Origin of the sequence: Pseudomonas sp. UMAB-40, from assembly GCF_900095275.1 — a bacterium.
Lineage (GTDB): Bacteria > Pseudomonadota > Gammaproteobacteria > Pseudomonadales > Pseudomonadaceae > Aquipseudomonas > Aquipseudomonas mandelii_B.
The window spans coordinates 342,350-365,294 of sequence record NZ_LT607551.1; the positions used below are offsets into that span (position 1 = coordinate 342,350).

The window sequence follows — 22,945 nt, forward strand, 5'->3', positions numbered from 1 at the left end:
GCAAGGTTGCATCATTGCGACACTGACTGACAAGAGACATGAAGGCCAAGTGCTATAAGAATATGTCGGCAGGGGCGAAGATTTCTCCAGTCAGGGCCGAAAACTAATGCATTTGGCCTTCTGTGGCGAGCGAGCTTGCTCGCCACAGGTGCTCCGGATTTAGCGAATAGGAATGTTGATCGATTGCAGGCGCAGGCCATTGCGGTCGTGATAATTGACCTGAATCCGCTCGCGATCCACCACCAGATGGGCAAAGTTGTCTTCGCTGATCACTTTGCTGGTCAATTCATGCCGATAATCTCCCGCTGCGGTTCGTGCCAGCGCCTGATCGAGAATGAAGGTGGACGCGGAGGCATACGGCAGCAATTTGCTGTTGCACAGCGGGGACGAGACGATGGTGTGCACGTCGAAGTCCGGATCCTCGCTGTGGGTCAGGCGACTGGTCAGGGAGCCGTGGACATCGCCTGAAACGAAGATGACGTTCTTGATGCGATGCGTGCGAATCGTCTCCAGCAACCGCAGGCGTTGTTCCGGGAAGGCTTTCCAGGCGTCATCACCGTTGAGTTTGCGGTCGGGATAGAACATCACGCTGGTGACCACGAACTTGACCCGGGCCGGACTGTGGATCAGCCATTTGCACAGCGCCTGTTCCTGCTCATCGTCGAGGATGCGGCGATCATCGGCCGACAAGTTGCGACGGGTTCGGCTGTCGGTGACAAACCATTCAATATCGCCTTGGGCGAACTGATACCCATACTGTTCCAGCTTTCGGCTTACTTGACCGTTGGCTAGTAAGTCATGCGCCGGACTGTGGCTGGCTTGGTATATCTCATAGGCTGCCATGGCGTTCTTATATAAATAGGCATCGGCCTTGCTTTCGTTGGTGGGCCAATTGTCTTCTATTTCATGATCGTCGAGGATCATATAAGTCGAGGTGTTGGACATTAACCTGGCGATATTCGGTTGGGAAAACGCTGCGCGATATTTGCTGAGTATTTCCTTGTATTCCCGGTCGGGAGCAATAACGTTCAGGTCATCGACATAAATTTGATCACCGGTCATCAACATCGCGCTGATGGGCGGCTCGGCCTGCTGCGCAAGTTCGGTGATCGAGGCAAAAATCCGGTCGCCCAGACGAGGTGCCGAAGGGATTCCTGCGGTCATGCGCAGGTAGCGGCATGAGCCGACGATGTACGCCCGCGGTGTGTTGGCCTTGCTGGACAGGGTGCGAAAGCGATAAATCTCCCGTGGCCATTGCAGCGGCAGTTCCTGAACGGTCTCCACGGTGTGCACCGGGCTCATGGGGCTGAACCATCCAGCCTGGTATTCGTACTCGGTGTCGGTGGCGAGGTTGTTGAGTGCAATCACATCGGACATATCGCGCAAGATCGACAGTTTGGCAAAGACACCTTGCGACCAACGCTCTTCTCCCGCGCGTCGATAACGAATGCCGGCAAATACCAGTGAGTGATCTTGAAGTTCTCCGCGCAAAAAAATACGTACGTGGTTAGTTGTAGTGTGGCCAATGATAGGGCCGACAGTTGGTTTGAGCATGTTCGAGTCCGTTCGAAATAACGTTAACTAAGCAAGTGAGCTTTTCAGTATTTATAAGAAAATTCTGTCGAACTAAGCCTAGTTATTAAACAGCAAAAAATATCGAGCGAAAGTCGCCATGAGTTGTGGGCGATGTAAACCAAGACTGTAGGAAGATGCTTTATTCAAGGCAAAAAAAGCCCCGCCAAATTGGCGGGGTTGAGGTACGAGCGTGGCGCTCGGAAACGTGGAACGCGACAGGCCCTCCGGTGAAGGAGGGCCGTCGGTGTTACAGCAAGATGGTGCGGATGTCCGCCAGCAGGTCGCTCAGACGCTTGGTGAAGCGTGCAGCAGCGGCGCCGTTGATCACACGGTGATCGTAGGACAGCGACAGTGGCAGCATCAGTTTCGGCTGGAAGGCTTTGCCGTCCCAGACTGGCTGGATGGTTGCCTTGGAAACACCGAGGATCGCCACTTCCGGCGCGTTGACGATCGGCGTGAAGCCGGTGCCGCCAATGTGGCCGAGGCTGGAAATGGTGAAGCAGGCGCCTTGCATGTCGTCAGCGGTGAGCTTTTTGTCGCGGGCTTTGGCGGCCAGCACAGCGGCTTCGGCTGCCAGTTGCAACAGGCTCTTCTGGTCGACGTTCTTGATGACCGGTACCAGCAGGCCATCAGGGGTGTCGACCGCGAAGCCGATGTTCACGTACTTCTTGCGGATGATCGCCTTGCCGCTTGGCGCCAGCGAACTGTTGAAGTCCGGCAGTTCCTTGAGCAGGTGCGCGCACGACTTGAGCAGCAGCGGCAGGATGGTCAGCTTGACGCCGGCCTTCTCTGCGACGGCTTTCTGAGCGATACGGAACGCTTCCAGGTCGGTGATATCAGCCGAATCGAACTGAGTCACGTGCGGAATGTTCAGCCAGCTGCGGTGCAGGCTCGACGCGCCGATCTGCATCAGGCGGGTCATCGGCACTTCTTCGGTTTCACCGAAGCGGCTGAAGTCCACGACCGGAATCGGCGGGATGCCCGCGCCGCCGGTCGCGCCAGCAGCGGCTGCCGGTGCTTCCTTGGCCTTCTGCATCATGGCTTTGACGTAAACCTGCACGTCTTCTTTCAGCACACGACCGTGCGGGCCGCTTGCGCCGACCGCGCTCAGCTCGACGCCGAATTCACGGGCCAGTTGGCGTACAGCCGGGCCTGCGTGAACCTTGGCGCCCGGCTTGGCCGGAGCCGCCGCGGGTGCGGCAGGTGCCGGAGCAGCAGGCGCCGCAGCGGCTGGAGCAGGGGCGCTAGGTGCGGCAGCAGCGGCGGTCGCCGGGGCAGCAGCAGGCGCCGCGCCTTTGACTTTCAGCTTCAGGATCAGGTCGCCGGTACCGACTTCGTCATCCAGCTTGATGGAAACGCTTTCCACCACGCCAGCGGCAGGCGATGGAATTTCCATGCTCGCCTTGTCGGATTCCAGGGTAATCAGCGACTGATCGGCGGTGACGGTGTCGCCAGCCTTGACCAGCACTTCGATGATCTTGGCCTTGCCCGACGAACCGATGTCCGGGACATGAATGTCCTGAACGCTGTCGGCAACCGGTGCAGCAGGCGCGGCGGCTGGAGCAGCAGCGGCGGCCGGAGCAGGCGCAGCAGCCTGGGCTGGCGCGGCAGCAGCCGGGGCCGCAGCACCCGCCACTTCCAGGTCCAGAATCAAGTCGCCAGTGCCGACTTCGTCGTTGAGCTTGACGCTGATGCTCTTGACCACGCCAGCGGCAGGCGATGGGATTTCCATGCTGGCCTTGTCGGATTCCAGGGTGATCAGCGATTGATCAGCCTCGACGGTGTCGCCGACCTTGACCTGGATCTCGATGATCTGGGCCTTGCCCGCCGAACCGATATCCGGCACGTGCACTTGCTGAACCGAAGCGGCAGCAGGCGCGGCGGCTGGCGCTGGAGCAGCGGCGGCGGCAGGCGCAGCAGCCGGTTTTGCTTCAGCCTTGGCAGCCGGCGCAGCGGCAGCCGCAGGGGCCGCAGCCGCGGCACCTTCGACTTCCAGCTCCAGCAGTTCGTCGCCTTCTTTCAGGCGGTCGCCCAGCTTCACTTTGATCGCTTTGACGATACCGGCCTTCGGCGCAGGAATTTCCATGCTCGCCTTGTCCGATTCCAGCGTCAGAATGCTCTGGTCGGCTTCGACTCGGTCGCCGACCTTCACAAACAGTTCAATTACTTCACCTTCACCGCTGCCGATGTCAGGTACGCGAATGAGTTCGCTCACAGAGTGTCTCCTCAGCAGTCCAGTGGGTTGCGTTTTTCCGGGTTGATCCCGAACTTGGCGATGGCCTCGGCCACCACTTTAGGTTCGATATCACCACGGTCAGCCAGTGCTTCCAGGGCTGCCAACACCACGAATTGACGATCGACTTCGAAGAAGTGACGCAGCTTCTTGCGGCTGTCACTGCGGCCGAAACCGTCGGTGCCCAGGACTTTGAATTCCTTGGACGGGACCCACTGACGAATTTGCTCAGCGAACAGCTTCATGTAGTCGGTAGACGCGATGACCGGACCTTTACGGCCGTTCAAGCATTCTTCGACATAGCTCAGTTTAGGCTTCTGGCCCGGGTGCAGACGGTTGCTGCGCTCGACGGCCAGGCCATCGCGACGCAGTTCGTTGAAGCTGGTAACGCTCCAGACGTCGGCGGCAACGTTGAACTCTTCACGCAGAATCTTCGCTGCTTCACGCACTTCACGCAGGATGGTGCCGGAGCCCATCAGCTGAACGTGGTGCGCCGCTTCGCGGGTGTCTTCTTCGAGCAGGTACATGCCCTTGATGATGCCTTCCTCGACACCGGCCGGCATGGCAGGTTGCTGGTAGGACTCGTTCATTACGGTGATGTAGTAGAAAACGTCCTGCTGCTCTTCGGTCATCTTCTTCATGCCGTCCTGGATGATCACCGCCAGCTCGTAGCCGTAGGTTGGATCAAAGGTGCGGCAGTTCGGGATGGTGCCAGCCAGGATGTGGCTGTGACCGTCTTCGTGTTGCAGGCCTTCGCCGTTCAGCGTGGTCCGGCCGGCGGTGCCGCCGATCAGGAAGCCACGGGTGCGGCTGTCGCCAGCGGCCCAGGCGAGGTCGCCGATACGCTGGAAGCCGAACATCGAGTAGAAGATGTAGAACGGCAGCATCGGCTGGTTGTGGCTGGAGTACGAAGTACCGGCAGCGATGAAGGAGCTCATGGCGCCCGCTTCGTTGATGCCTTCTTCGAGGATCTGGCCCTTCTTGTCTTCCTTGTAGAACATCACCTGGTCTTTATCGACTGGCTCGTAGAGCTGGCCGACGGACGAGTAGATGCCTAACTGACGGAACATGCCTTCCATACCGAAGGTACGGGCTTCGTCCGGGATGATCGGGACGATGCGCGGGCCGATTTCCTTGTCCTTGACCAGTTGCGCGAGGATCCGCACGAAGGCCATGGTGGTGGAGATTTCACGGTCGCCCGAACCGTCGAGGATAGCCTTGAGGGTATCCAGCGATGGGGTCGGCACGCTGAAGCTTTGTGCGCGGCGCTGTGGCACGAAACCGCCCAGAGCAGTGCGGCGCTCGCTCAGGTAGCGGGCTTCGGCGCTGTTTGGCTCTGGCTTGAAGAACGGCAGGTTTTCCAGCTCTTCGTCGCGCACTGGAATGTCGAAACGATCGCGGAACAGCTTCAGGCTTTCAACATCAACCTTCTTGGTGTTGTGCGCGGTGTTTTTCGCTTCGCCGGCACCGGTGCCATAACCCTTGATGGTCTTGGCCAGGATGACGGTCGGTTGTTCTTTGTGGTTGACCGCTTCGTGGTACGCCGCGTAGACCTTGTACGGGTCGTGGCCGCCACGGTTGAGTTTCCAGATCTCGTCGTCGGACAAATCAGCAACCATCGCCTTGAGTTCTGGCGAGTTGAAGAAGTGTTCACGCACGAACGCGCCGTCTTTGGCTTTGTAGTTCTGGTACTCGCCGTCGATGACTTCGTCCATGCGACGTTGCAGGATACCGTCGACGTCTTTGGCCAGCAGTGGGTCCCAGAAACGGCCCCAGATGACTTTGGTCACGTTCCATTGAGCACCGCGGAACACGCCTTCGAGTTCCTGGATGATCTTGCCGTTGCCGCGAACCGGGCCGTCGAGGCGCTGCAGGTTGCAGTTGATGACAAAGATCAGGTTGTCGAGCTTCTCGCGGCCAGCCAGCGAGATCGCGCCCAGGGATTCCGGCTCGTCGCACTCGCCGTCGCCCAGGAAGCACCAGACTTTCTGCTTGCCTTCAGGGATGAAGCCACGAGCTTCCAGGTACTTCATGAAGCGTGCCTGATAGATCGCCTGGATCGGGCCCAGACCCATGGATACGGTCGGGAACTGCCAGAAATCAGGCATCAGCCAAGGGTGCGGATAGGACGACAGGCCCTGACCGTCCACTTCCTGGCGGAAGTTGTTCATCTGGTCTTCGGTGATGCGGCCTTCCATGAACGCACGGGCGTAAACGCCTGGCGAGGTGTGGCCCTGGAAGTAGATCAGGTCGCCGCCGTGTTCGTCGGTCGGGGCCTGGAAGAAATAGTTGAAGCCGATGTCATACAGGGTGGCGCTGGAGGCGAAGCTGGAGATGTGACCGCCCAGGTCCGAATCTTTCAGGTTCGTGCGCATCACCATGGCCATCGCGTTCCAGCGTACCAGCGAGCGAATGCGGCGTTCCATGAACAGGTCGCCAGGCATGCGTGCTTCGTGGGTAACGGGAATGGTGTTGCGGTATGGCGTGGTGATGGCGTAAGGCAACTGCGAACCGCTGCGGGTTGCGAGTTCGCCCATACGGGTCATCAGATAGTGAGCGCGGTCTTCGCCTTCTTTGTCGAGAACCGATTCCAGGGCGTCCAGCCATTCCTGGGTTTCGACGGGATCGAGGTCTTGCATGGCTTGCTCCAGGGCGGAAAGGCTTCCAGAATCGGTTGCCTGAGTTTGCGACTGGCCTTGTGGGCAGACGATATAAATTCTTGGATTGCCGAGTGGTAGGTTCCGGCGGCGTGTAGTTTTACTACAAATCATCGGGCATTTCAGCTATCTGGATGTATATACGAGTAGTAAAACTACAGATGAGCGGCTTGTGGCCTCCGGCTGCGTTGTGAGAATAATCGTTAAGGTTGGTCTTTTGCCAACCGAAAAAGGTGAAAGCTTGATGCTGCCTGCCAAAAATAAAGAAATTTCAGCTATTTCTAACCTTTGTTCGACAGTCGATCAGGTAGTGCGAATTGAAAATTCACTACATGCAGCCTTCTACACGCCGATCAAGGATAGACCATGAGCCTCCCTCCGCTTGCCGAACTGCCCGGCATTCTCCTGCCGTTTGTCACCCGCGCTGAGCAGTCGTTCCGTACCGCCGTTGCCGAGTTGGAAGACGACCATGGCCTGTCTGCCTGGACCGCTGAGCGCTGGGCGCAATTCGCCCGCGTCACCGCCGCCAGCGACTTCGTGACCGAACAAAGTGTCCGTGACCCCTTGATGTTGTTGGCGCTGGTGCAGTCTGGCGAACTGGACCGCAGCTTCGCACCCGGTGAGTTGTGCGGGCAGATTGCGGCGGCCGTGAATGCGGCCGACACCGATGATGAACTCGGTCGCGCCTTGCGCCGTCAGCGCACCCGTCAGCAAGTGCGGATCATCTGGCGCGACCTGACTCGCCAGGCCGACCTGGTCCAGACCTGCCGCGACCTCTCGGACATGGCCGATGCGAGCATCGATCAGGCCTATCAGTGGTTGTACTCGCGGCATTGCCAGCAGTTCGGCGTGCCCACCGGCCGGCGCAGCGGCGAGCCGCAGCAGATGGTCATCCTCGGCATGGGCAAGCTCGGCGCAGTGGAGCTCAACCTGTCATCGGACATCGACCTGATCTTCGCCTACCCCGAGGGCGGCGAAACCGTCGGCGTGAAACGCTCGCTGGATAATCAGGAATTCTTCATTCGTCTCGGCCAGCGCCTGATCAAGGCGCTGGACCCGATGACCGTCGACGGTTTTGTATTCCGCGTCGACATGCGCCTGCGGCCCTACGGTTCGGCCGGTGCCCTGGTGTTGAGCTTCAACGCGCTGGAGCAGTATTACCAGGACCAGGGGCGCGACTGGGAACGCTACGCGATGATCAAGTCGCGGGTGGTGGCCGGCGATCAAGTGGCCGGCGCGCAACTGCAAGAGATGCTGCGCCCGTTCGTTTATCGGCGTTACCTCGACTTCTCGGCGATCGAAGCGCTGCGCACCATGAAGCAGCTGATCCAGCAGGAAGTGCGGCGCAAGGGCATGGCTGACAACATCAAGCTCGGTTCCGGCGGCATCCGCGAAGTGGAGTTTATCGCCCAGGCGTTCCAGCTGATCCACGGCGGTCGCGACCTGAGCCTGCAGCAACGCCCTCTATTAAAAGTACTGAGCACCCTGGAAGGTCAGGGCTACCTGCCGCCGGCCGTGATCAGCGAGCTGCGCGAAGGCTACGAATTTCTGCGGTACACCGAGCACGCGATCCAGGCGATTGCCGACCGCCAGACCCAGATGCTACCGGACGGTGCGCAGGATCAGGCGCGCATTGCCTTTATGTTGGGCTTCGCTGACTGGGAGGCTTTCCATGCTCAGCTTATGCATTGGCGCGGCCGCGTGGCCTGGCACTTTGGTCAGGTGATCGCCGATCCCGATGAAGAGGAAGGCACCGAAAGCGAAGTGGTGGTCGGCGGTGAATGGCTGCCGCTGTGGGAAGAAGCTCAGGATGAAGAGGCCGCCTGCCGTCAGTTGGAAGAGGGCGGTTTTGCCGATGCCACCAAGGCCTTGAAGGCGTTGGCCGGTTTGCGCAGCAGTCCGCAGTTGCGGGCGATGCAGCGCTTGGGGCGCGAGCGCCTCGATGCGTTTATTCCGCGGTTGCTGGCTCAGGCGGTCGAGCATGCCAATCCGGATCTGGTGCTTGAGCGCGTACTGCCGCTGGTTGAAGCGGTGGCCCGTCGCTCGGCGTATCTGGTGTTGCTGACCGAGAACCCCGGCGCGCTGCGACGTTTGCTGACCTTGTGCGCGGCAAGCCCGTGGATCGCTGAGCAGATCACCCGCTTCCCGCTGTTGCTCGACGAATTGCTCAATGAAGGGCGATTGTTCAAACCGCCCCTGGCGCCGGAACTGGCCGCCGAATTGCGTGAGCGTCTGACCCGGATTCCCGAAGACGACCTCGAACAGCAAATGGAAGCCCTGCGCCATTTCAAGTTGGCGCACCGTTTGCGGGTCGCCGCGTCGGAAATTGCCGGCAGCCTGCCGTTGATGAAAGTCAGCGATTACCTGACCTGGCTGGCTGAAGCGATCCTCGAGCAAGTGCTGGCCCTGGCCTGGCGCCAGACCGTGGCCAAATACGGCACGCCTTTGCGCACCGACGGCACGTTGTGCGATCCGGGCTTCATCATTGTCGGTTATGGGAAAGTCGGCGGCCTGGAACTGGGGCATGGTTCGGACCTGGACCTGGTGTTCATCCACGACGGTGATCCGCAGGCGGAAACCGATGGGGCGAAACCTATCGACGGCGCGCAATTCTTCACCCGCCTGGGGCAGCGGATCATTCACTTGCTCACGGCTCAGACCAACTCCGGCCAACTGTATGAAGTCGATATGCGCCTGCGACCTTCCGGCGCCTCTGGGTTGCTGGTGAGTTCGGTCGGGGCGTTTGCCCGCTATCAGGAAAACGAAGCCTGGACCTGGGAACATCAGGCGCTGGTGCGGGCGCGGGTGCTGGTGGGCAGCCAGGATGTCGGCCTGGCGTTCGAGAAGGTTCGCGCGGCGATATTGGGCAAACCACGGGACCTGGCGACCTTGCGTCAGGAGGTCAGCGAAATGCGCGCCAAGATGCGCGATAACCTCGGCAGCAAGAGCACCGCGGCCGGCACCGCGGCAAATGCCTTCGAGGCCACGGCGCCGTTCGATCTCAAGCAGGACGCCGGAGGTATCGTCGATATTGAATTTATGGTGCAATACGCGGCCCTGGCGTGGTCCGAAACACACCCGCCATTGCTTCGCTGGACGGATAACATCCGCATTCTGGAAGAGCTGGAACACGAAGGGCTGATGCCCGCCGAAGACGCCAGCCTGCTGCGCGAGGCTTACAAAGCCTACCGCTCCGCCGCGCACCGGCAGGCCTTGCAGAAGGACGCCGGGGTGATACCGGGCGACCAGTTTGTCGATGAACGCCGGCAGGTATTGCGGATCTGGCGTGAGCTGGGGTTAAGCTGAAACGCGCGAGTTGAAGCAACAAGATTCAAATGTGGGAGCGAGCCTGCTCGCGAAGGCGGGGTGTCAGTCGCCATCGATGCTAGATGTGACGGCCCCTTCGCGAGCTAGCTCGCTCCCACAGGAGATCTGCTTTGTATCGCAGATCGATGTACACCAAATCCCAATGTGGGAGCGAGCCTGCTCGCGATAGCGGAGTGACAGTCGACAGCAATGTTGAAGGTGATGACCCATCGCAAGCCGACAGGCTCTCGCAGTGATTCTCGAGGCGGGGAGGCGTATGCCTCCCCGGTTCGTTTTTGGAAACCACATGAAAATTCTGATCGTTGGGCCCAGTTGGGTCGGTGACATGGTGATGGCGCAGACACTGTTTCAGTGTCTCAAGCAACGCCACCCGCAATGCGAAATCGACGTCCTGGCCCCCGAATGGAGCCGGCCGATCCTGGAGCGCATGCCCGAAGTCCGTCAGGCCTTGAGCTTTCCGCTCGGCCACGGCGCCTTGGAGCTGGCGACGCGTCGGCGCATCGGCAAATCCCTGGCCGGCGAGTACGACCAGGCGATCCTGCTGCCGAACTCCTTGAAGTCGGCGCTGGTGCCGTTCTTCGCCGGGATCCCGAAACGCACCGGCTGGCGCGGCGAGTTCCGCTACGGCCTGCTTAATGACGTGCGCACGCTGGATAAAGAACGTTTTCCGCTGATGATCGAGCGCTTCATGGCGCTGGCTTATGAGCGCGGTGCCGAACTGCCGACACCGTATCCACGGCCAAGCCTGCAGATCGACCCGGTCACCCGCGAGGCGGCGCTGGCCAAGTTCGGTCTGGCCCTCGACCGTCCGGTGTTGGCGCTGTGCCCCGGCGCCGAGTTCGGCGAATCCAAGCGCTGGCCGTCCGAGCACTACGCCAAGGTCGCCGAAGCGAAGATCCGCGAAGGCTGGCAAGTCTGGTTGTTCGGTTCGAAAAACGATCACGCGGTGGGCGAAGACATCCGCGCGCGGCTGATTCCCGGCCTGCGCGAAGAATCGGTCAACCTCAGCGGCGGCACCTCCCTGGCCGAGGCCATCGACCTGATGTCCTGCGCCGATTCGGTGGTCTCCAACGACTCAGGCCTGATGCACGTCGCTGCCGCGTTGAACCGCCCGCTGGTGGCGGTCTACGGCTCGACGTCGCCGGGCTTCACGCCACCCTTGGCCGAGCACGTCGAGATCGTGCGCCTGGGCCTCGAATGCAGCCCGTGCTTCGATCGCACCTGCCGCTTCGGTCATTACAACTGCCTGCGCCAGCTCATGCCGCAAGCGGTGAACGAAGCCTTGCAGCGGTTGCAGGGCACTGTGGTCGAGGTCAAATAGTTTGCGCGTTCTGCTGATCAAGACATCTTCCCTGGGTGATGTGATTCACGCGTTGCCCGCGTTGACCGACGCGGCGCGGGCGATCCCCGGCATCACGTTCGACTGGGTGGTGGAAGAAGGATTTGCCGAAATCCCGACCTGGCACCCGGCCGTGGGCAAGGTGATCCCGGTGGCGATCCGTCGCTGGCGCAAGAACCTCTGGCAAACCCTCAAGAGTGGCGAGTGGAAGCGCTTCAAGCAAAGCGTTCGCGCTACCCCATACGATCTGGTGATCGACGCCCAGGGCCTGCTGAAAAGCGCCTGGTTGACGCGCTATGTCAAAGCGCCGGTCGCCGGGCTCGACAAGGACTCGGCGCGCGAGCCAATCGCCGCACGTTTCTATTCCAGACGCCTGGCCGTGGGCCGTGGACAACACGCGGTAGAGCGGGTGCGTCAATTGTTTGCCCTGGCTCTGGGCTACGACCTGCCCAAAGGCCTGGGCGATTACGGGCTGAACGTCGAGCGCCTGGTGGAACTGCCGCGCAAGAATCCTTACGTGCTGTTCCTGCATGGCACCACTTGGGACACCAAGCACTGGCCGGAAGCCTATTGGCGTGAACTGGCCGAGCGCGTTGGTTATCTGGGCGTTGCCGTGAAGCTGCCGTGGGGCAATCCAGTTGAAAAAGCCCGGGCCGAGCGCATTGCCGCAGGGTTCCGGCATGTCGAAGTCTTGCCCAAGCTGAACCTGGCCGGTGTCGGCAAAGTGTTGGCCGGCGCTCAAGCCTGCGTGGCCGTGGACACCGGCCTCGGTCACTTGGCCGCGGCGCTCGACGTACCGACCCTGTCGCTGTTCGGCCCGACCAACCCGGGCCTGACCGGCGCCTACGGCAAGGCGCAGATTCACATCGCCAGCGACTTCCCCTGCGCACCGTGCCTGCAAAAGAAATGCACCTATCAACCGACGGCCGAAGATGCCCGTCAGTTCGACCTGAAACGCGAGTGGCCCCTGTGCTTCACGCGTCTGAATCCCGAGCGTGTCGCGACCCGACTGAGCACGTTGTTACTGGCTGAGGAGCTGCGTTGATGCAATTGGCATTCGTCTTGTACAAGTACTTCCCGTTCGGGGGCTTGCAGCGCGACTTCATGCGCATCGCCCTGGAGTGCCAACAGCGCGGCCATCAGATTCGCGTCTACACGCTGATCTGGGAAGGCGATGTCCCGCCGGGTTTCGAAGTGCTGGTGGCGCCGGTCAAGGCGTTCTTCAACCATCGCCGTAACGAAAAGCTCAGCGAGTGGATGGAGGCGGACCTGGCCAAGCGTCCCGTGGACCGTCTGATCGGCTTCAACAAGATGCCGGGCCTGGACGTTTACTACGCCGCCGACGGTTGCTTTGAAGACAAGGCGCAGAACCTGCGCAACTCGCTATACCGTCGCTGGGGCCGCTACCGGCACTTCGCCGAGTACGAGCGCGCGGTGTTCGCCAAGGACGCCAAGACCGAAGTGCTGATGATTTCCGAAGTCCAGCAGCCGCTGTTCATCAAGCATTACGACACACCGCTGGAACGCTTCCATTTGCTGCCGCCGGGCATCTCCCAGGACCGTCGCGCGCCAGCCAATGCCGCCGAAATCCGAGCTGATTTCCGTCGCGAATTCAACCTCAAGGACGATGAGCTGCTGCTGGTGCAGATCGGCTCCGGGTTCAAGACCAAGGGCGTTGATCGCAGCCTCAAGGCGCTGGCCGCGTTGCCCGCTGATCTGAAGAAACGCACCCGGCTGTTTGTAATTGGCCAGGATGACCCCAAATTGTTCCAGATGCAGAGCGCCACCTTGGGGCTCGGCGACAACGTGACGTTCCTCAAGGGCCGCAGCGATATCCCGCGCTTCCTGCTGGGTGCCGACCTGCTGATTCATCCGGCGTATAACGAAAACACCGGGACGGTGTTGCTCGAAGCCCTGGTGGCCGGGTTGCCGGTGTTGGTGAGTGCGGTCTGTGGTTACGCCCATTACATCGCCGAGGCCGATGCCGGCCTGGTGTTGGACGAACCGTTCGACCAGGCGCAATTGACGCAGTACCTGACCGGCATGTTGAACGACGCTCAAGCACGGGCGGCCTGGAGCCGCAACGGTCTGGCCTTCGCTGAGACGGCCGACCTCTACAGCATGCCGCAGCACGCGGCCGATGTGATTCTGGCGGAGCACGCTTAATGAAGTTGATGCTGGCTGAACCGTTCAAGAGCCTTTGGGCCGGACGCGATGCGTTCACCGAAGTCGAAGGCTTGCAGGGCGAGGTTTACCGTGAGCTGGAAGCGCGCCGGACCTTGCGCACTGAAGTGAACGGCAATGGCTTTTTCGTGAAGATCCACCGTGGCGTCGGCTGGGGCGAGATCTTCAAGAACCTGCTGACGGCCAAGCTGCCGGTACTCGGCGCGGGCCAGGAGTGGAAGGCCATTCAGCGCTTGAAAGAAGTCGGCGTGCCGACCATGACGGCGGTTGCGTATGGCGAGAAGGGCAGCAACCCGGCGGATCAGCATTCGTTTATCGTCACCGAAGAGCTGGCGCCCACCGTCAGCCTCGAAGACTTCAGCATCGACTGGATCAAGAACCCGCCCGAGCCAAGACTCAAGCGCGCGCTGATCGCCGAAGTCGCGCGCATGACCGGCATGATGCACCGCGCCGGGGTCAACCACCGCGACTGCTACATCTGCCACTTCCTGCTGCACACCGATAAACCGGTGACGCCTGACGACTTCAAACTCTCGGTGATCGACCTGCACCGTGCCCAGACCCGCCCGGCGATCACCCAGCGCTGGCGCAACAAGGATCTGGCGGCGCTGTACTTTTCAGCCTTGGACATCGGTCTGACCCAGCGCGACAAGCTGCGATTCCTCAAGGACTATTTTCAGCAGCCGCTGCGCCAGGTTCTGGCTGAAGAAGCGTCGCTGCTTGCCTGGCTTGAAGGCAAGGCCAACAAACTCTACGACCGTAAACAGCGATACGGGGATGCGCTCTGATGCCGGGTTGGAAACTGGAACCTGAATACAGCGACCTGGCGGAAGATTTTGGCAGCCTGGAAGCGGTGTTCGCGCTTCAAGGCGAACGCTTGACCCGCGACCTGTTGTCCGAAGTCATCCGCGTCAATCGCAACGGCGTCAATTATTACGTCAAGCGTTACGTAGGTGCCGGCAAAGGCCTGCGCCGTTATTTGGGTAAGCCCCGGGTCAAGGCCGAATGGCAGAACCTCAAGCGCTTCGCCAAGTGGGGCATTCCCACCGCTGAAGTGGTTGCCTGGGGACTGGAGCGGCGCGGCGCGGCGTATGCCCGTGGCGCGATGATCACCCGTGAACTGCCCAACACCGAAGACTTGTCGGCCCTCGCCGACCGCCACGATCCCAAGTTGGCGGACCGCGCCTGGGTCGACACGGTCAGTCGTCAGTTGGCCGGTTATACCCGGACCATGCACGACAACCGTTTCACCCATAACGATTTGAAATGGCGCAATCTGCTGATCGACGATAAAGCCAAGCTGTTCCTGATCGATTGCCCCAACGGCGATTTCTGGCGCGGCTTCTGGCTCAAGTACCGGATCACCAAGGACCTGGCCTGCCTCGACAAGGTGGCGAAATATCACCTGTCGGCCACCCAGCGCCTGCGCTTTTACCTGCAATACCGCCAACGTGACCGGCTGAATGCCGACGACAAAAAACGCATCCGGCACGTGGTGAGATTTTTCGAGGGACGCGAATGACTGATTTTCTGGCCGCTGAAGACCGTGCGCTACTTGAGCGTCATGGCCTCGGCACGTTCGACGCACTGTGGGCCAAGCAGCTCGACGCGGTGGATGAACCCAATACCGTCGGTGGCGGCTGGAGCAGCGTGTTTCGGCTGGATCTGGAAGGTCATGGTTACTACCTCAAGCGCCAGAGCAACTACCTGACGCGTACCCTTCATGCGCCGTTTGGCGAACCGAGTTTTGCCCGCGAGTTTCGCAACATCAGTCGTTATCAGAAGCTGGGTATTCCAGCGCTGAAAGCGGCATTTTTTGGTGAGCGCAAAGTCGACGGGGAAGTACGGGCGATTCTGTTGACGCGCGCGCTGGACGGTTGGGATGACCTGGATTCGCTGTTGCAGCGCTGGTCGGACCTGAGCGAAGCGCAACACACGGCCATTATGAAATCCTGTGGCGAACTGGCGCGGCACCTGCACGGCGTGCGTCAGCTTCATGGTTGCTTCTACCCCAAGCACATTTTTCTGCAGGCTACGGGCGACGGTTATCAGGCGCAGTTGATCGACCTGGAAAAAACCCGGCCGTTGCTGTTCGGCCAGCGTGACCGAGTCAAGGACCTGGAACCGTTGCTGCGCCGTGCGCCAGAATGGACTGAAGCGCAGTTGCGCCAGTTGCTGGCAGTTTATGTGGATCAGCCACCGGACAGTTCGCTGGTGGACAGTTGGGTTTCGCGCCTGGCCGCGCGACGCAGTCACAAGGAGGCGCGCTGATGCGCTTGTCCGAACTGAAAGGCGCCGGCCGCAGTCCGAGGCTGCCGATGAGCATTTCACTGGCCGATGCCGCCGGATCTGCCGAGTTGCAGTTGCTGAGCCTGTTGCGCGTGTTGCCGGGGCAGCGTTATGTCGGCGCTGGCGTGTGGCGCGGCCGGCCGGTGCTGGCCAAGCTGTTGGTCGGCAGCAAGGCGGCGCGGCATTTTCAGCGTGAACTGGACGGCGTGCGCTTGCTCGCCGATCAAGGGCTGACCACGCCGCAATTGCTGGTGGACGGCCTGAAAGAAGGCGAGGGCGGCTGGCTGCTGTTCGATTTCCTTGAGGGCGCCGAGAGCCTGGGGGATACCTGGAAAAAAGTCGAACACCTGCCGGTGCTGGCGGATATGCAAGGGGCCGTGCTGGCCGAGGCGTTGGGCGCTATCGGCCAAATGCATCGCAAGGGGCTCTGGCAGGAAGACCTGCACCTGGACAACCTCCTGCGTCAGCGTGGCCGGTTGTACCTGATCGATGGCGGCGGCGTCTGCGCTGAAACCCCGGGCCAGCCGCTGTCACGGCAGAAAGTCCTGGAAAACCTCGGCGTGTTTTTCGCCCAGTTGCCCAAGTCGCTGGAACCGTTCACCGAAGAACTGCTGGTGTATTACCTGTTGAGTAACGGCGAACACGCGCTGCCGATGGAAGCATTGCAGAAGCAGATCGACAAGGTTCGCAGCTGGCGCTTGAAGGACTACCTGATCAAGGTGGGCCGCGAGTGTTCGTTGTTCAGCGTCCAGCGCGGGGCTTTTGGCTTGCGGGCTATTCGTCGCGACGAAGAAGCGGCGATGTTGCCGGTGCTGGAGCAGGCCGATGCCTTGCTTGATCAGGGTCATTTGTACAAGACCGGCGGCGCGGCGAGTGTAGGAAAAGTCGAGGTTGATGGTCGGACGCTGGTGATCAAGCGCTACAACATTAAAGGTTTTGCCCACTGGCTCAAACGCTTCTGGCGCCCGAGCCGTGCCTGGCACTCGTGGCGCGAAGGCAATCGCCTCGCGTTCCTCGGCATCGCCACGCCCAAACCGCTGGCGTTGCTGGAGAAGCGTTTTCTCTGGCTGCGCAGTCGGGCGTACCTGGTGACCGAGTACCTGCCGGGGCCGGACATCATTGAGCGCTTTGCGCCGTATGTTGAGAGCGGTAATGCGCCCGAGGCTGAATTGCTGGCACTGGATCATTTGTTTGCCGAGTTGATCCGCGAGCGAATCAGTCATGGGGATTTCAAGGGTCATAACCTGTTCTGGCAACAGGATCGCTGGGCGCTGATCGATCTGGATTCGATGTGTCAGCATGGCTCGGTGGGGAGCTTTGCCCCAGCATATGCACGGGACCGGGCGCGGTTCATGCGTAACTGGCCCGAGAGCAGCGCGCTGTATCAGGTCATCGACCAGCGTCTGCCCAAAGGCATTTCTGGCGTCGCCTGAATCGCCATCGCGAGCAAGCTCGCTCCCACAAGGGTGTTATGCACGACGCAGATCCGATTTGGGAGCGAGCTTGCTCGCGATGGGGCCATACCTGCCCATCGAGATCTAGGGGACAAGTTCTTGTGAACTATCCTACATGATCCCCAGACCCCATGAACTGTGCCCTGAAGAGCCGCGATGCTAGTTTGCCTGACGTTCACGGAGGGCAAATCTTGACCATAAAAACGGCTGTTGCAATCGGTACTTTCTCACTGGCTTTATCGGGTTGCGGGACCGCACTGACGGTGCTGCAAGATGACGAAGACGCCGCTCGCGGCCTGCGAAAACAAAAAACCTACTGCCAGTCCATCCCCCGCATGTACAGTGGTCTGGCCTACGACTTCTGCATCTTGAATGCCCCGCCAGATCCCACCGGCTTCCTCGTCCCCTTCGTATTGCTGGACCTGACCCTGTCAGGGGTCATGGACACCGTTTCCTTGCCCTATACGATTTACCGCCAGGCCACCGACGGCAACCTCGGTATTTACTGGTGGGCAGGCCGCGGATAAGCGGGATGCCACGCTTTCGTCCAGGAGGGGTAATAAGCGCTGGGTCATTCCCGTCATGTTTACGCTATAATCCCGCCCTTTAGCTGTCTCTCGCCCCTTGCGAGGGGCACATTAATTTTTGAGGCGCTTGTCGCCTGCATGCAGACTAAAGAGGCTAGACCCCTGTGGCATTGACGATTCTTGGCCTGTCCGGCGCCCTTAGCCATGATCCTTCCGCAGCCTTGTACATCGACGGCAAGCTGGTCGCGGCGGCTGAGGAAGAGCGCTTCGTACGCGATAAACATGCAAAGAACCGCATGCCCTACGAATCGGCGAAGTTCTGCCTCGAGCAGGCAGGCATCAAGCCGTCCGACGTTGACGTGGTCGCGATTCCCTTCGCCCCGATCAGCCTGTTCGGCAAGGCGCGCTGGCACTACGCCAAGCGTTACTGGTACGCCCCGGACCGCGCCCTCGATGCGATCCTGATGGGTAACCGTCGTTACAAGCGTTATCGCAACAAGATCGTCTGGTGCCTCGAGCAATTGGGTTTCGATCCGAAGAAAATCAAGATCGAGCCGGTCGAGCATCACCTGGCCCACGCCTCCAGCGCTTACCACTGCTCCGGTTTCAAAGAGAAAACCGCGATCCTCGGGATCGATGGCAAGGGTGAGTACGCCACGACCTTCTTCGGTTACGGCGAAAACGGCAAGATCCACAAGATCAAGGAATTCTTCGACCCGGACTCCCTCGGCGGCCTGTACGGCGCGATCACCGAGTTCCTCGGTTTCGAGATGCTCGACGGTGAGTTCAAGGTCATGGGCATGGCGCCCTACGGCGATGCCAGCAAATACGATTTCTCGCGTCTGGCCTCGTTTGAGAATGGCGAGTTGGTGATCAACACCGACTACGCCAACGTCATCGGCCTGCGTCGTTATAAAGAGAAGGGCAAGGGTTTCTATTTCTCGCCGAAGTTGATCGAGTGGCTGGGTCCCAAGCGCGAAGGCGACATCGCCGACGAGCCGTACATCCACTACGCCGCGAGCATGCAAGCGCTGTTCGAAAAGATCGCGCTGCAGATGATCGACTACTACCTGGGCGACGTGCTCAAGGAAACCGGCAAGCTGGCCTACGCCGGCGGTTGTGCATTGAACGTCAAGCTCAACCAGAAAATCATCGCTCGCGATGACGTCAAAGAGTTGTTCGTGCAGCCTGCTTCCGGTGATGCCGGGACGGCGGTTGGCGCGGCAGCTTACGTGTCTCACGCCCGTGGCGTGCCGGTCGAGAAGATGGAACACGTCTACCTCGGCCCGTCGTACAGCAACGAAGACGTGGTCGCTGCCTGCGCCCGTCACCCGAGCAAACCAGTTTGGCGCAAGCTCGAAAACATGCCGGAAAACATCGCCAAGATCATGGTCGATGGCAATCCGGTTGCCTGGTTCCAGGGCCGCATGGAGTTCGGTCCGCGCGCCTTGGGCGGTCGTTCGATCATCGGTTGCCCGAGCGCTGTCGGCGTGGCTGACCGGATCAACCACCAGATCAAGTTCCGCGAGCGCTGGAGGCCTTTCTGCCCGTCGATGCTCGACACCGTCGCCCCGCAGATGATCAAGATCGATCACCCTGCGCCATTCATGACCTTCACCTTCGAAGTGGCTGAAGAGTGGAAGACCCGCGTGCCGGAAGTCGTCCACGAAGACGGCACTTCCCGGGCCCAGGTGCTCAAGCGCGAATACAACCCGCGCTACTACGACATGATGAAGGCGCTGGAAGTGCTAACAGGCAACGGCGTGTCGCTGAACACCTCGCTCAACCGTCGTGGCGAGCCGATGATCTGCTCGCCGACTGACGCGTTGAACATGTTCTTCGGTTCCGATCTACAGTATCTGATCATGGAAGACATCCTGGTGGTCAAAGAGGGCGCCAACGCTTATGACACGCTCGGCTGAACGCCATGTGTTGCAGTTCTGTCACGGCTATGACGGGCCGTTTCTGGACTGCGCCCGGCAGTACGCCAGCCTGTTCGCGGGGACCGGTTATCGAGTGACCACGGTGTTTTTGACCGGGGCTGCCGATGCTGAAGTTGCCGCGGGCTGCGCTTCCGATGAAGTGCTGTTCATGGAATACAGCTCCAAGGCCATTCGTGGCCTGAAGCTGGGCGCCATCAGCGATCTGCGCAAGATCGCCGCCTCGCGCAATTTCAGTTTCTGCATTGCCCACCGCTTCAAGCCGATCTACATCGCCTTGCTCGGCACCTCGCTGCCGGTGATTGGCGTGCATCACGCGTTTGGCGATTACAAACGCGGCACCCGCAAACTCTTCGCGCATATTTTCCGCAAGCGCCTCAGCCTGCTCGGGGTCTCCGATGCGGTGCGTGACGACATGCGCCGTTGCCTGCCGAAATGGCCGGCCGGGCGGATTCAGACGCTCTATAACCGTGTCGATGTGCTGGCGTTGCAGACCAGCCAGGTATCGGTCCGTGAGGCCCGGGAAACCCTCGGTCTGTCGGCGGATGCCTGGATTGTCGGCAACGTCGGGCGGCTGCACCCAGACAAAGACCAGGCCACGCTGCTGCACGGATTTGCCGAGGCATTGCCGGGCTTGCCGGGCAACAGCCAACTGGTGATCCTCGGTAGTGGTCGCCTGGAAGAGGACCTCAAGGCCCTGGCCCGGGAACTGGGTATCGGCGACCGCGTGCTGTTCCTCGGCCAGGTGCCGGATGCCCGTCGTTACTTCCGAGCCTTCGATGTGTTTGCCTTGAGCTCTGATCACGAACCCTTCGGCATGGTGCTGCTTGAAGCCATGGCTGCCGGCGTGCCGTTGCTTGCCACTGCGTGTGGCGGGGCGAAGGAAGTGGTCGAGGGCGTCGGTATTCTGTTCCCGCTGGGCGATGCCGAACACTTGGCCCAAGGGCTGCAACATCTGGCTGCGATGGACGACCAGCAGCGTCACCAGTGCGCCGAGCTGATGCTCGATCGCCTACGTGAGCGTTTCTCCGACCGCGCGGTACGCGATGCTTTCTGGCATTTGCCGCATGTCACCGAACTGGCACCGAGGGGCTGATGCTCAACCGATTTCAAGGCTGGCGTGAACGGGGCTGGGCGGTGGTCGACGCCTCGACTTATGCACAAGCCTGGCAACGTTTTGGCGGCAGCGTCGCGACCCATCCTCTGGTAGTTGAACGCCTGGCACAGTTGGCCGACATCCCGGTGCGTTACCTGGCCTGGGAGCAAAACGGTGAAGTGAAAGCCGCCATCCCGACCTGGGGCCGCGACCTGGCACTGTCTAAAGACGTACTCAAGCGCCGTGGTAAAAAAGGCCTGTTCGACCTCGGTAATGCCGAGTTGATCCTGCCGGCCGCCGTTGATGCGCACGCGCCGCTGCGCCACCGCGGACGTTATTTGTCGGCGCTCAGTGAAGGCCGTTTCACCGACATCAAGTTGCAGACCGAACAACTGGCCATGGCCCGCACGCCCGAAGAGTTGTCGAAAAAGTTTCGCTACAACCAGCGTCGTGAATTGCGTCTGCTGGAAGAGGCGGGCGGGGTGGTGCGGCCGGTCGCCGAGTTCTCCAGCGCTGAGCTGGCCGCGATCTACTGCGACCTGTTCCAGAGGCGCTGGGGCTTCCCGGCCACCGGTGCCGAACGCATGGGCGAGGTGATCGAACTGCTGCGGGACTTGCTGATCGGCTCGGTGATTTTCCTCAACGACGCACCGATTGCGATTCAACTGGTGTACCGCGTCGAGGCGCCGGAGTGGATCAGCGTCGAGTACATCAATGGCGGTGTCGATCCCGAAACGCGGGAGTTCAGTCCCGGCAGCGTGCTGAGTTTCCTCAACACCCAAAGTGCCTGGGAACATGCGCGGGCCCTGGATAAACCCTTGCGGTTTTCCTTCGGTCGCGCCGACCGAGAATACAAGGACCGCTGGTGCAATCCCGTGCCGGTCTTCACCGTGTGAGTGAGCCCATGAGCCGCAAACAGCAACTGCTCAAGCGCCATCGGCGCAACAAACGGATCGGCCTGTTGATCGCGCTGGTGCTGTTGATTGCCATCGGCGTGCTGGTGGCATGGTGGTTGCCGCTGGTGCTTGCGGTGCTGGGCTGGATTGCCCACGAGGCATGGTTCGCCGACCATTTGTTTTATTCGCCGAAAGACGATTACCACTACAGCTTCCCGCCCTACACCCCACAGCCCAAGGTGCATCTGGACGGTGAGCGTCTGCGCCTGGACGAAGGTGTGATGCTGGTCAACGACGCAACGCTGGTGTTGGCGTTGCGGGTAAAAAGCACGTGGCTGGGGCGCTTTATCGACCCGATGGTCGAGTTGCTGGGTGGCGACAACCCGGACCGACAAACCTTTGAGCGCGGTGTGAATGGCCTGCGTTACCTGAACCTCAGTGGTCAGGCGCAAGTGCTGTCGCGGGGCGAGTTGCGCCTGCACGGACGCTTCTGCCGCTTGCTCGGTGAGCCGGTGCTGTGGGCGCTGGAGCAACCGGATTACCGCCGCCAGCGGGTGATGGTGATCGCGCCTCACGCCGACGACGCTGAATTGGCCGCCTATGGTTTGTACAGTCAGGCCGATGAAGCCTGGATCGTCACCCTCACTGCCGGTGAAATCGAAGCCGAACACTATCAACAGCTGGGCCTGAACAAGGTCGAGGCGGCGCGCCTCAAGGGCCGTTTGCGCGCCTGGGACAGCATCGCGGTGCCGCGTTGGGCGGGTGTGCCTGAAGCGCATTGCGTGCAGCTGGGTTATTTCTGCCTGCAACTGGCGGCGATGCAAGCCGCGCCAGCGCAGCCGATGGGTTCCCGTGAAGCCGAGTTGAGCGACACCCGCGTCTATCGCCAGTTGAATCCGTTTGCCCTGCCGGGCGACATCGATGGCGCACCGACCTGGAACAACCTGCTGGCCGATCTGCGTGAGCTGTTGTTGCGCGCACGCCCAGAAGTGATCGTGCTGCCGCACCCGACGCTCGATCCGCACCCCGATCATCTCAGCGCCCAGCAAGCGGTTCTCGAAGCCTTGAAAGGCCTTGAATGGCAGCCGACCACGTTGCTCGGCTACGCCAATCATCTGCACGATAACGATCGCTGGCCGATGGGCGACTCGGGAACCGGTACGGCGCTTCCCCCGGCTTTCGATTCGACCAGCCTGCTGGTTCCCTATTGCCTTGTGCTTTCTGCGGCGCAGCAGCGTGACAAGGCCATGGCGTTGGGAATGATGCACGACTTGCAGCCCCGGGCACCTTTCAAGCGGCGTTTGCGCCGCGTGTTGCAGCGTCTGTTGGCGGGGCGCTCCGGCTCACCCTACGGTGAAAACGAATTTTTTCGCAAGGCTGTGCGTCGCCATGAACTGTTCTGGCGTTTGTAAGTAAGTGACTCTGCCT

At 60.7% G+C, this 22,945-nt stretch carries 16 protein-coding genes; 13 read left to right on the forward strand and 3 right to left on the reverse strand.

The features are described from left to right. Positions 1 to 159: 159 nt before the first annotated feature. The 3 genes from K0F88_RS01565 to aceE form a co-directional block, all read right to left on the reverse strand. Positions 160 to 1,554: an alkaline phosphatase D family protein gene (locus tag K0F88_RS01565; protein WP_219093499.1), complete on the reverse strand. Its 1,395-nt coding sequence runs from the start codon at positions 1,552 to 1,554 to the stop codon at positions 160 to 162. 268 nt (positions 1,555 to 1,822) lie between these two features. Further along, positions 1,823 to 3,790, reverse strand: a complete 1,968-nt coding sequence (gene aceF / locus K0F88_RS01570; RefSeq protein WP_219093501.1) for a dihydrolipoyllysine-residue acetyltransferase — start codon at positions 3,788 to 3,790, stop codon at positions 1,823 to 1,825. Between the two features lie 11 nt (positions 3,791 to 3,801). Further along, the gene (aceE, locus tag K0F88_RS01575; RefSeq protein WP_219093503.1) at positions 3,802 to 6,447 is read right to left on the reverse strand and encodes a pyruvate dehydrogenase (acetyl-transferring), homodimeric type; all 2,646 of its coding nucleotides are present in this window, start codon (positions 6,445 to 6,447) and stop codon (positions 3,802 to 3,804) included. A 384-nt stretch (positions 6,448 to 6,831) separates the two neighbouring features. Here aceE and glnE point away from each other — a divergent pair, with 384 nt between their 5' ends. The 13 genes from glnE to K0F88_RS01640 all read left to right on the forward strand — a co-directional run bounded on the left by glnE (position 6,832) and on the right by K0F88_RS01640 (position 22,929). After that, positions 6,832 to 9,771: a bifunctional [glutamate--ammonia ligase]-adenylyl-L-tyrosine phosphorylase/[glutamate--ammonia-ligase] adenylyltransferase gene (glnE, locus tag K0F88_RS01580; RefSeq protein WP_219093505.1), complete on the forward strand. Its 2,940-nt coding sequence runs from the start codon at positions 6,832 to 6,834 to the stop codon at positions 9,769 to 9,771. A 307-nt stretch (positions 9,772 to 10,078) separates the two neighbouring features. After that, a complete protein-coding gene (gene waaF / locus K0F88_RS01585; RefSeq protein ID WP_219093507.1) occupies positions 10,079 to 11,113 on the forward strand; it encodes a lipopolysaccharide heptosyltransferase II in 1,035 nt (344 codons plus the stop codon). A 1-nt stretch (position 11,114) separates the two neighbouring features. Next, positions 11,115 to 12,176 (forward strand): lipopolysaccharide heptosyltransferase I, encoded by a 1,062-nt coding sequence (gene waaC / locus K0F88_RS01590; RefSeq protein WP_219093509.1) that lies wholly within the window; start codon positions 11,115 to 11,117, stop codon positions 12,174 to 12,176. Beyond that, positions 12,176 to 13,297, forward strand: coding sequence for a glycosyltransferase family 4 protein (locus K0F88_RS01595; RefSeq protein ID WP_077747649.1), 1,122 nt, complete (start codon positions 12,176 to 12,178; stop codon positions 13,295 to 13,297). Before waaC ends, K0F88_RS01595 begins: the two co-directional genes overlap by 1 nt. Next, entirely contained in the window at positions 13,297 to 14,103 is an 807-nt protein-coding gene (gene rfaP / locus K0F88_RS01600; protein WP_219093511.1) for a lipopolysaccharide core heptose(I) kinase RfaP, read from the forward strand. Before K0F88_RS01595 ends, rfaP begins: the two co-directional genes overlap by 1 nt. Further along, positions 14,103 to 14,837 carry a lipopolysaccharide kinase InaA family protein gene (locus K0F88_RS01605; protein WP_219093513.1) on the forward strand — a complete coding sequence of 245 codons (735 nt, stop codon included), beginning with the start codon at positions 14,103 to 14,105 and terminating at the stop codon, positions 14,835 to 14,837. Before rfaP ends, K0F88_RS01605 begins: the two co-directional genes overlap by 1 nt. After that, positions 14,834 to 15,586 (forward strand): lipopolysaccharide kinase InaA family protein, encoded by a 753-nt coding sequence (locus K0F88_RS01610; RefSeq protein ID WP_219093514.1) that lies wholly within the window; start codon positions 14,834 to 14,836, stop codon positions 15,584 to 15,586. Before K0F88_RS01605 ends, K0F88_RS01610 begins: the two co-directional genes overlap by 4 nt. Further along, positions 15,586 to 17,037, forward strand: a complete 1,452-nt coding sequence (locus K0F88_RS01615) for a lipopolysaccharide kinase InaA family protein (RefSeq protein WP_219093516.1) — start codon at positions 15,586 to 15,588, stop codon at positions 17,035 to 17,037. The genes K0F88_RS01610 and K0F88_RS01615 overlap by 1 nt, the downstream gene beginning before the upstream one ends. 212 nt (positions 17,038 to 17,249) lie before the next feature. Beyond that, positions 17,250 to 17,585 carry a YceK/YidQ family lipoprotein gene (locus K0F88_RS01620; RefSeq protein ID WP_094469466.1) on the forward strand — a complete coding sequence of 112 codons (336 nt, stop codon included), beginning with the start codon at positions 17,250 to 17,252 and terminating at the stop codon, positions 17,583 to 17,585. Between the two features lie 164 nt (positions 17,586 to 17,749). Beyond that, positions 17,750 to 19,507: a carbamoyltransferase gene (locus K0F88_RS01625; protein ID WP_219093517.1), complete on the forward strand. Its 1,758-nt coding sequence runs from the start codon at positions 17,750 to 17,752 to the stop codon at positions 19,505 to 19,507. Next, positions 19,491 to 20,621: a glycosyltransferase gene (locus K0F88_RS01630; protein ID WP_219093520.1), complete on the forward strand. Its 1,131-nt coding sequence runs from the start codon at positions 19,491 to 19,493 to the stop codon at positions 20,619 to 20,621. The genes K0F88_RS01625 and K0F88_RS01630 overlap by 17 nt, the downstream gene beginning before the upstream one ends. After that, on the forward strand, positions 20,621 to 21,517 hold the full coding sequence (locus K0F88_RS01635) for an antimicrobial resistance protein Mig-14 (protein WP_219093522.1): 897 nt from the start codon (positions 20,621 to 20,623) through the stop codon (positions 21,515 to 21,517). Before K0F88_RS01630 ends, K0F88_RS01635 begins: the two co-directional genes overlap by 1 nt. A gap of 8 nt (positions 21,518 to 21,525) precedes the next feature. After that, positions 21,526 to 22,929, forward strand: a complete 1,404-nt coding sequence (locus K0F88_RS01640; RefSeq protein ID WP_219093524.1) for a PIG-L family deacetylase — start codon at positions 21,526 to 21,528, stop codon at positions 22,927 to 22,929. Positions 22,930 to 22,945 lie beyond the last annotated feature (16 nt).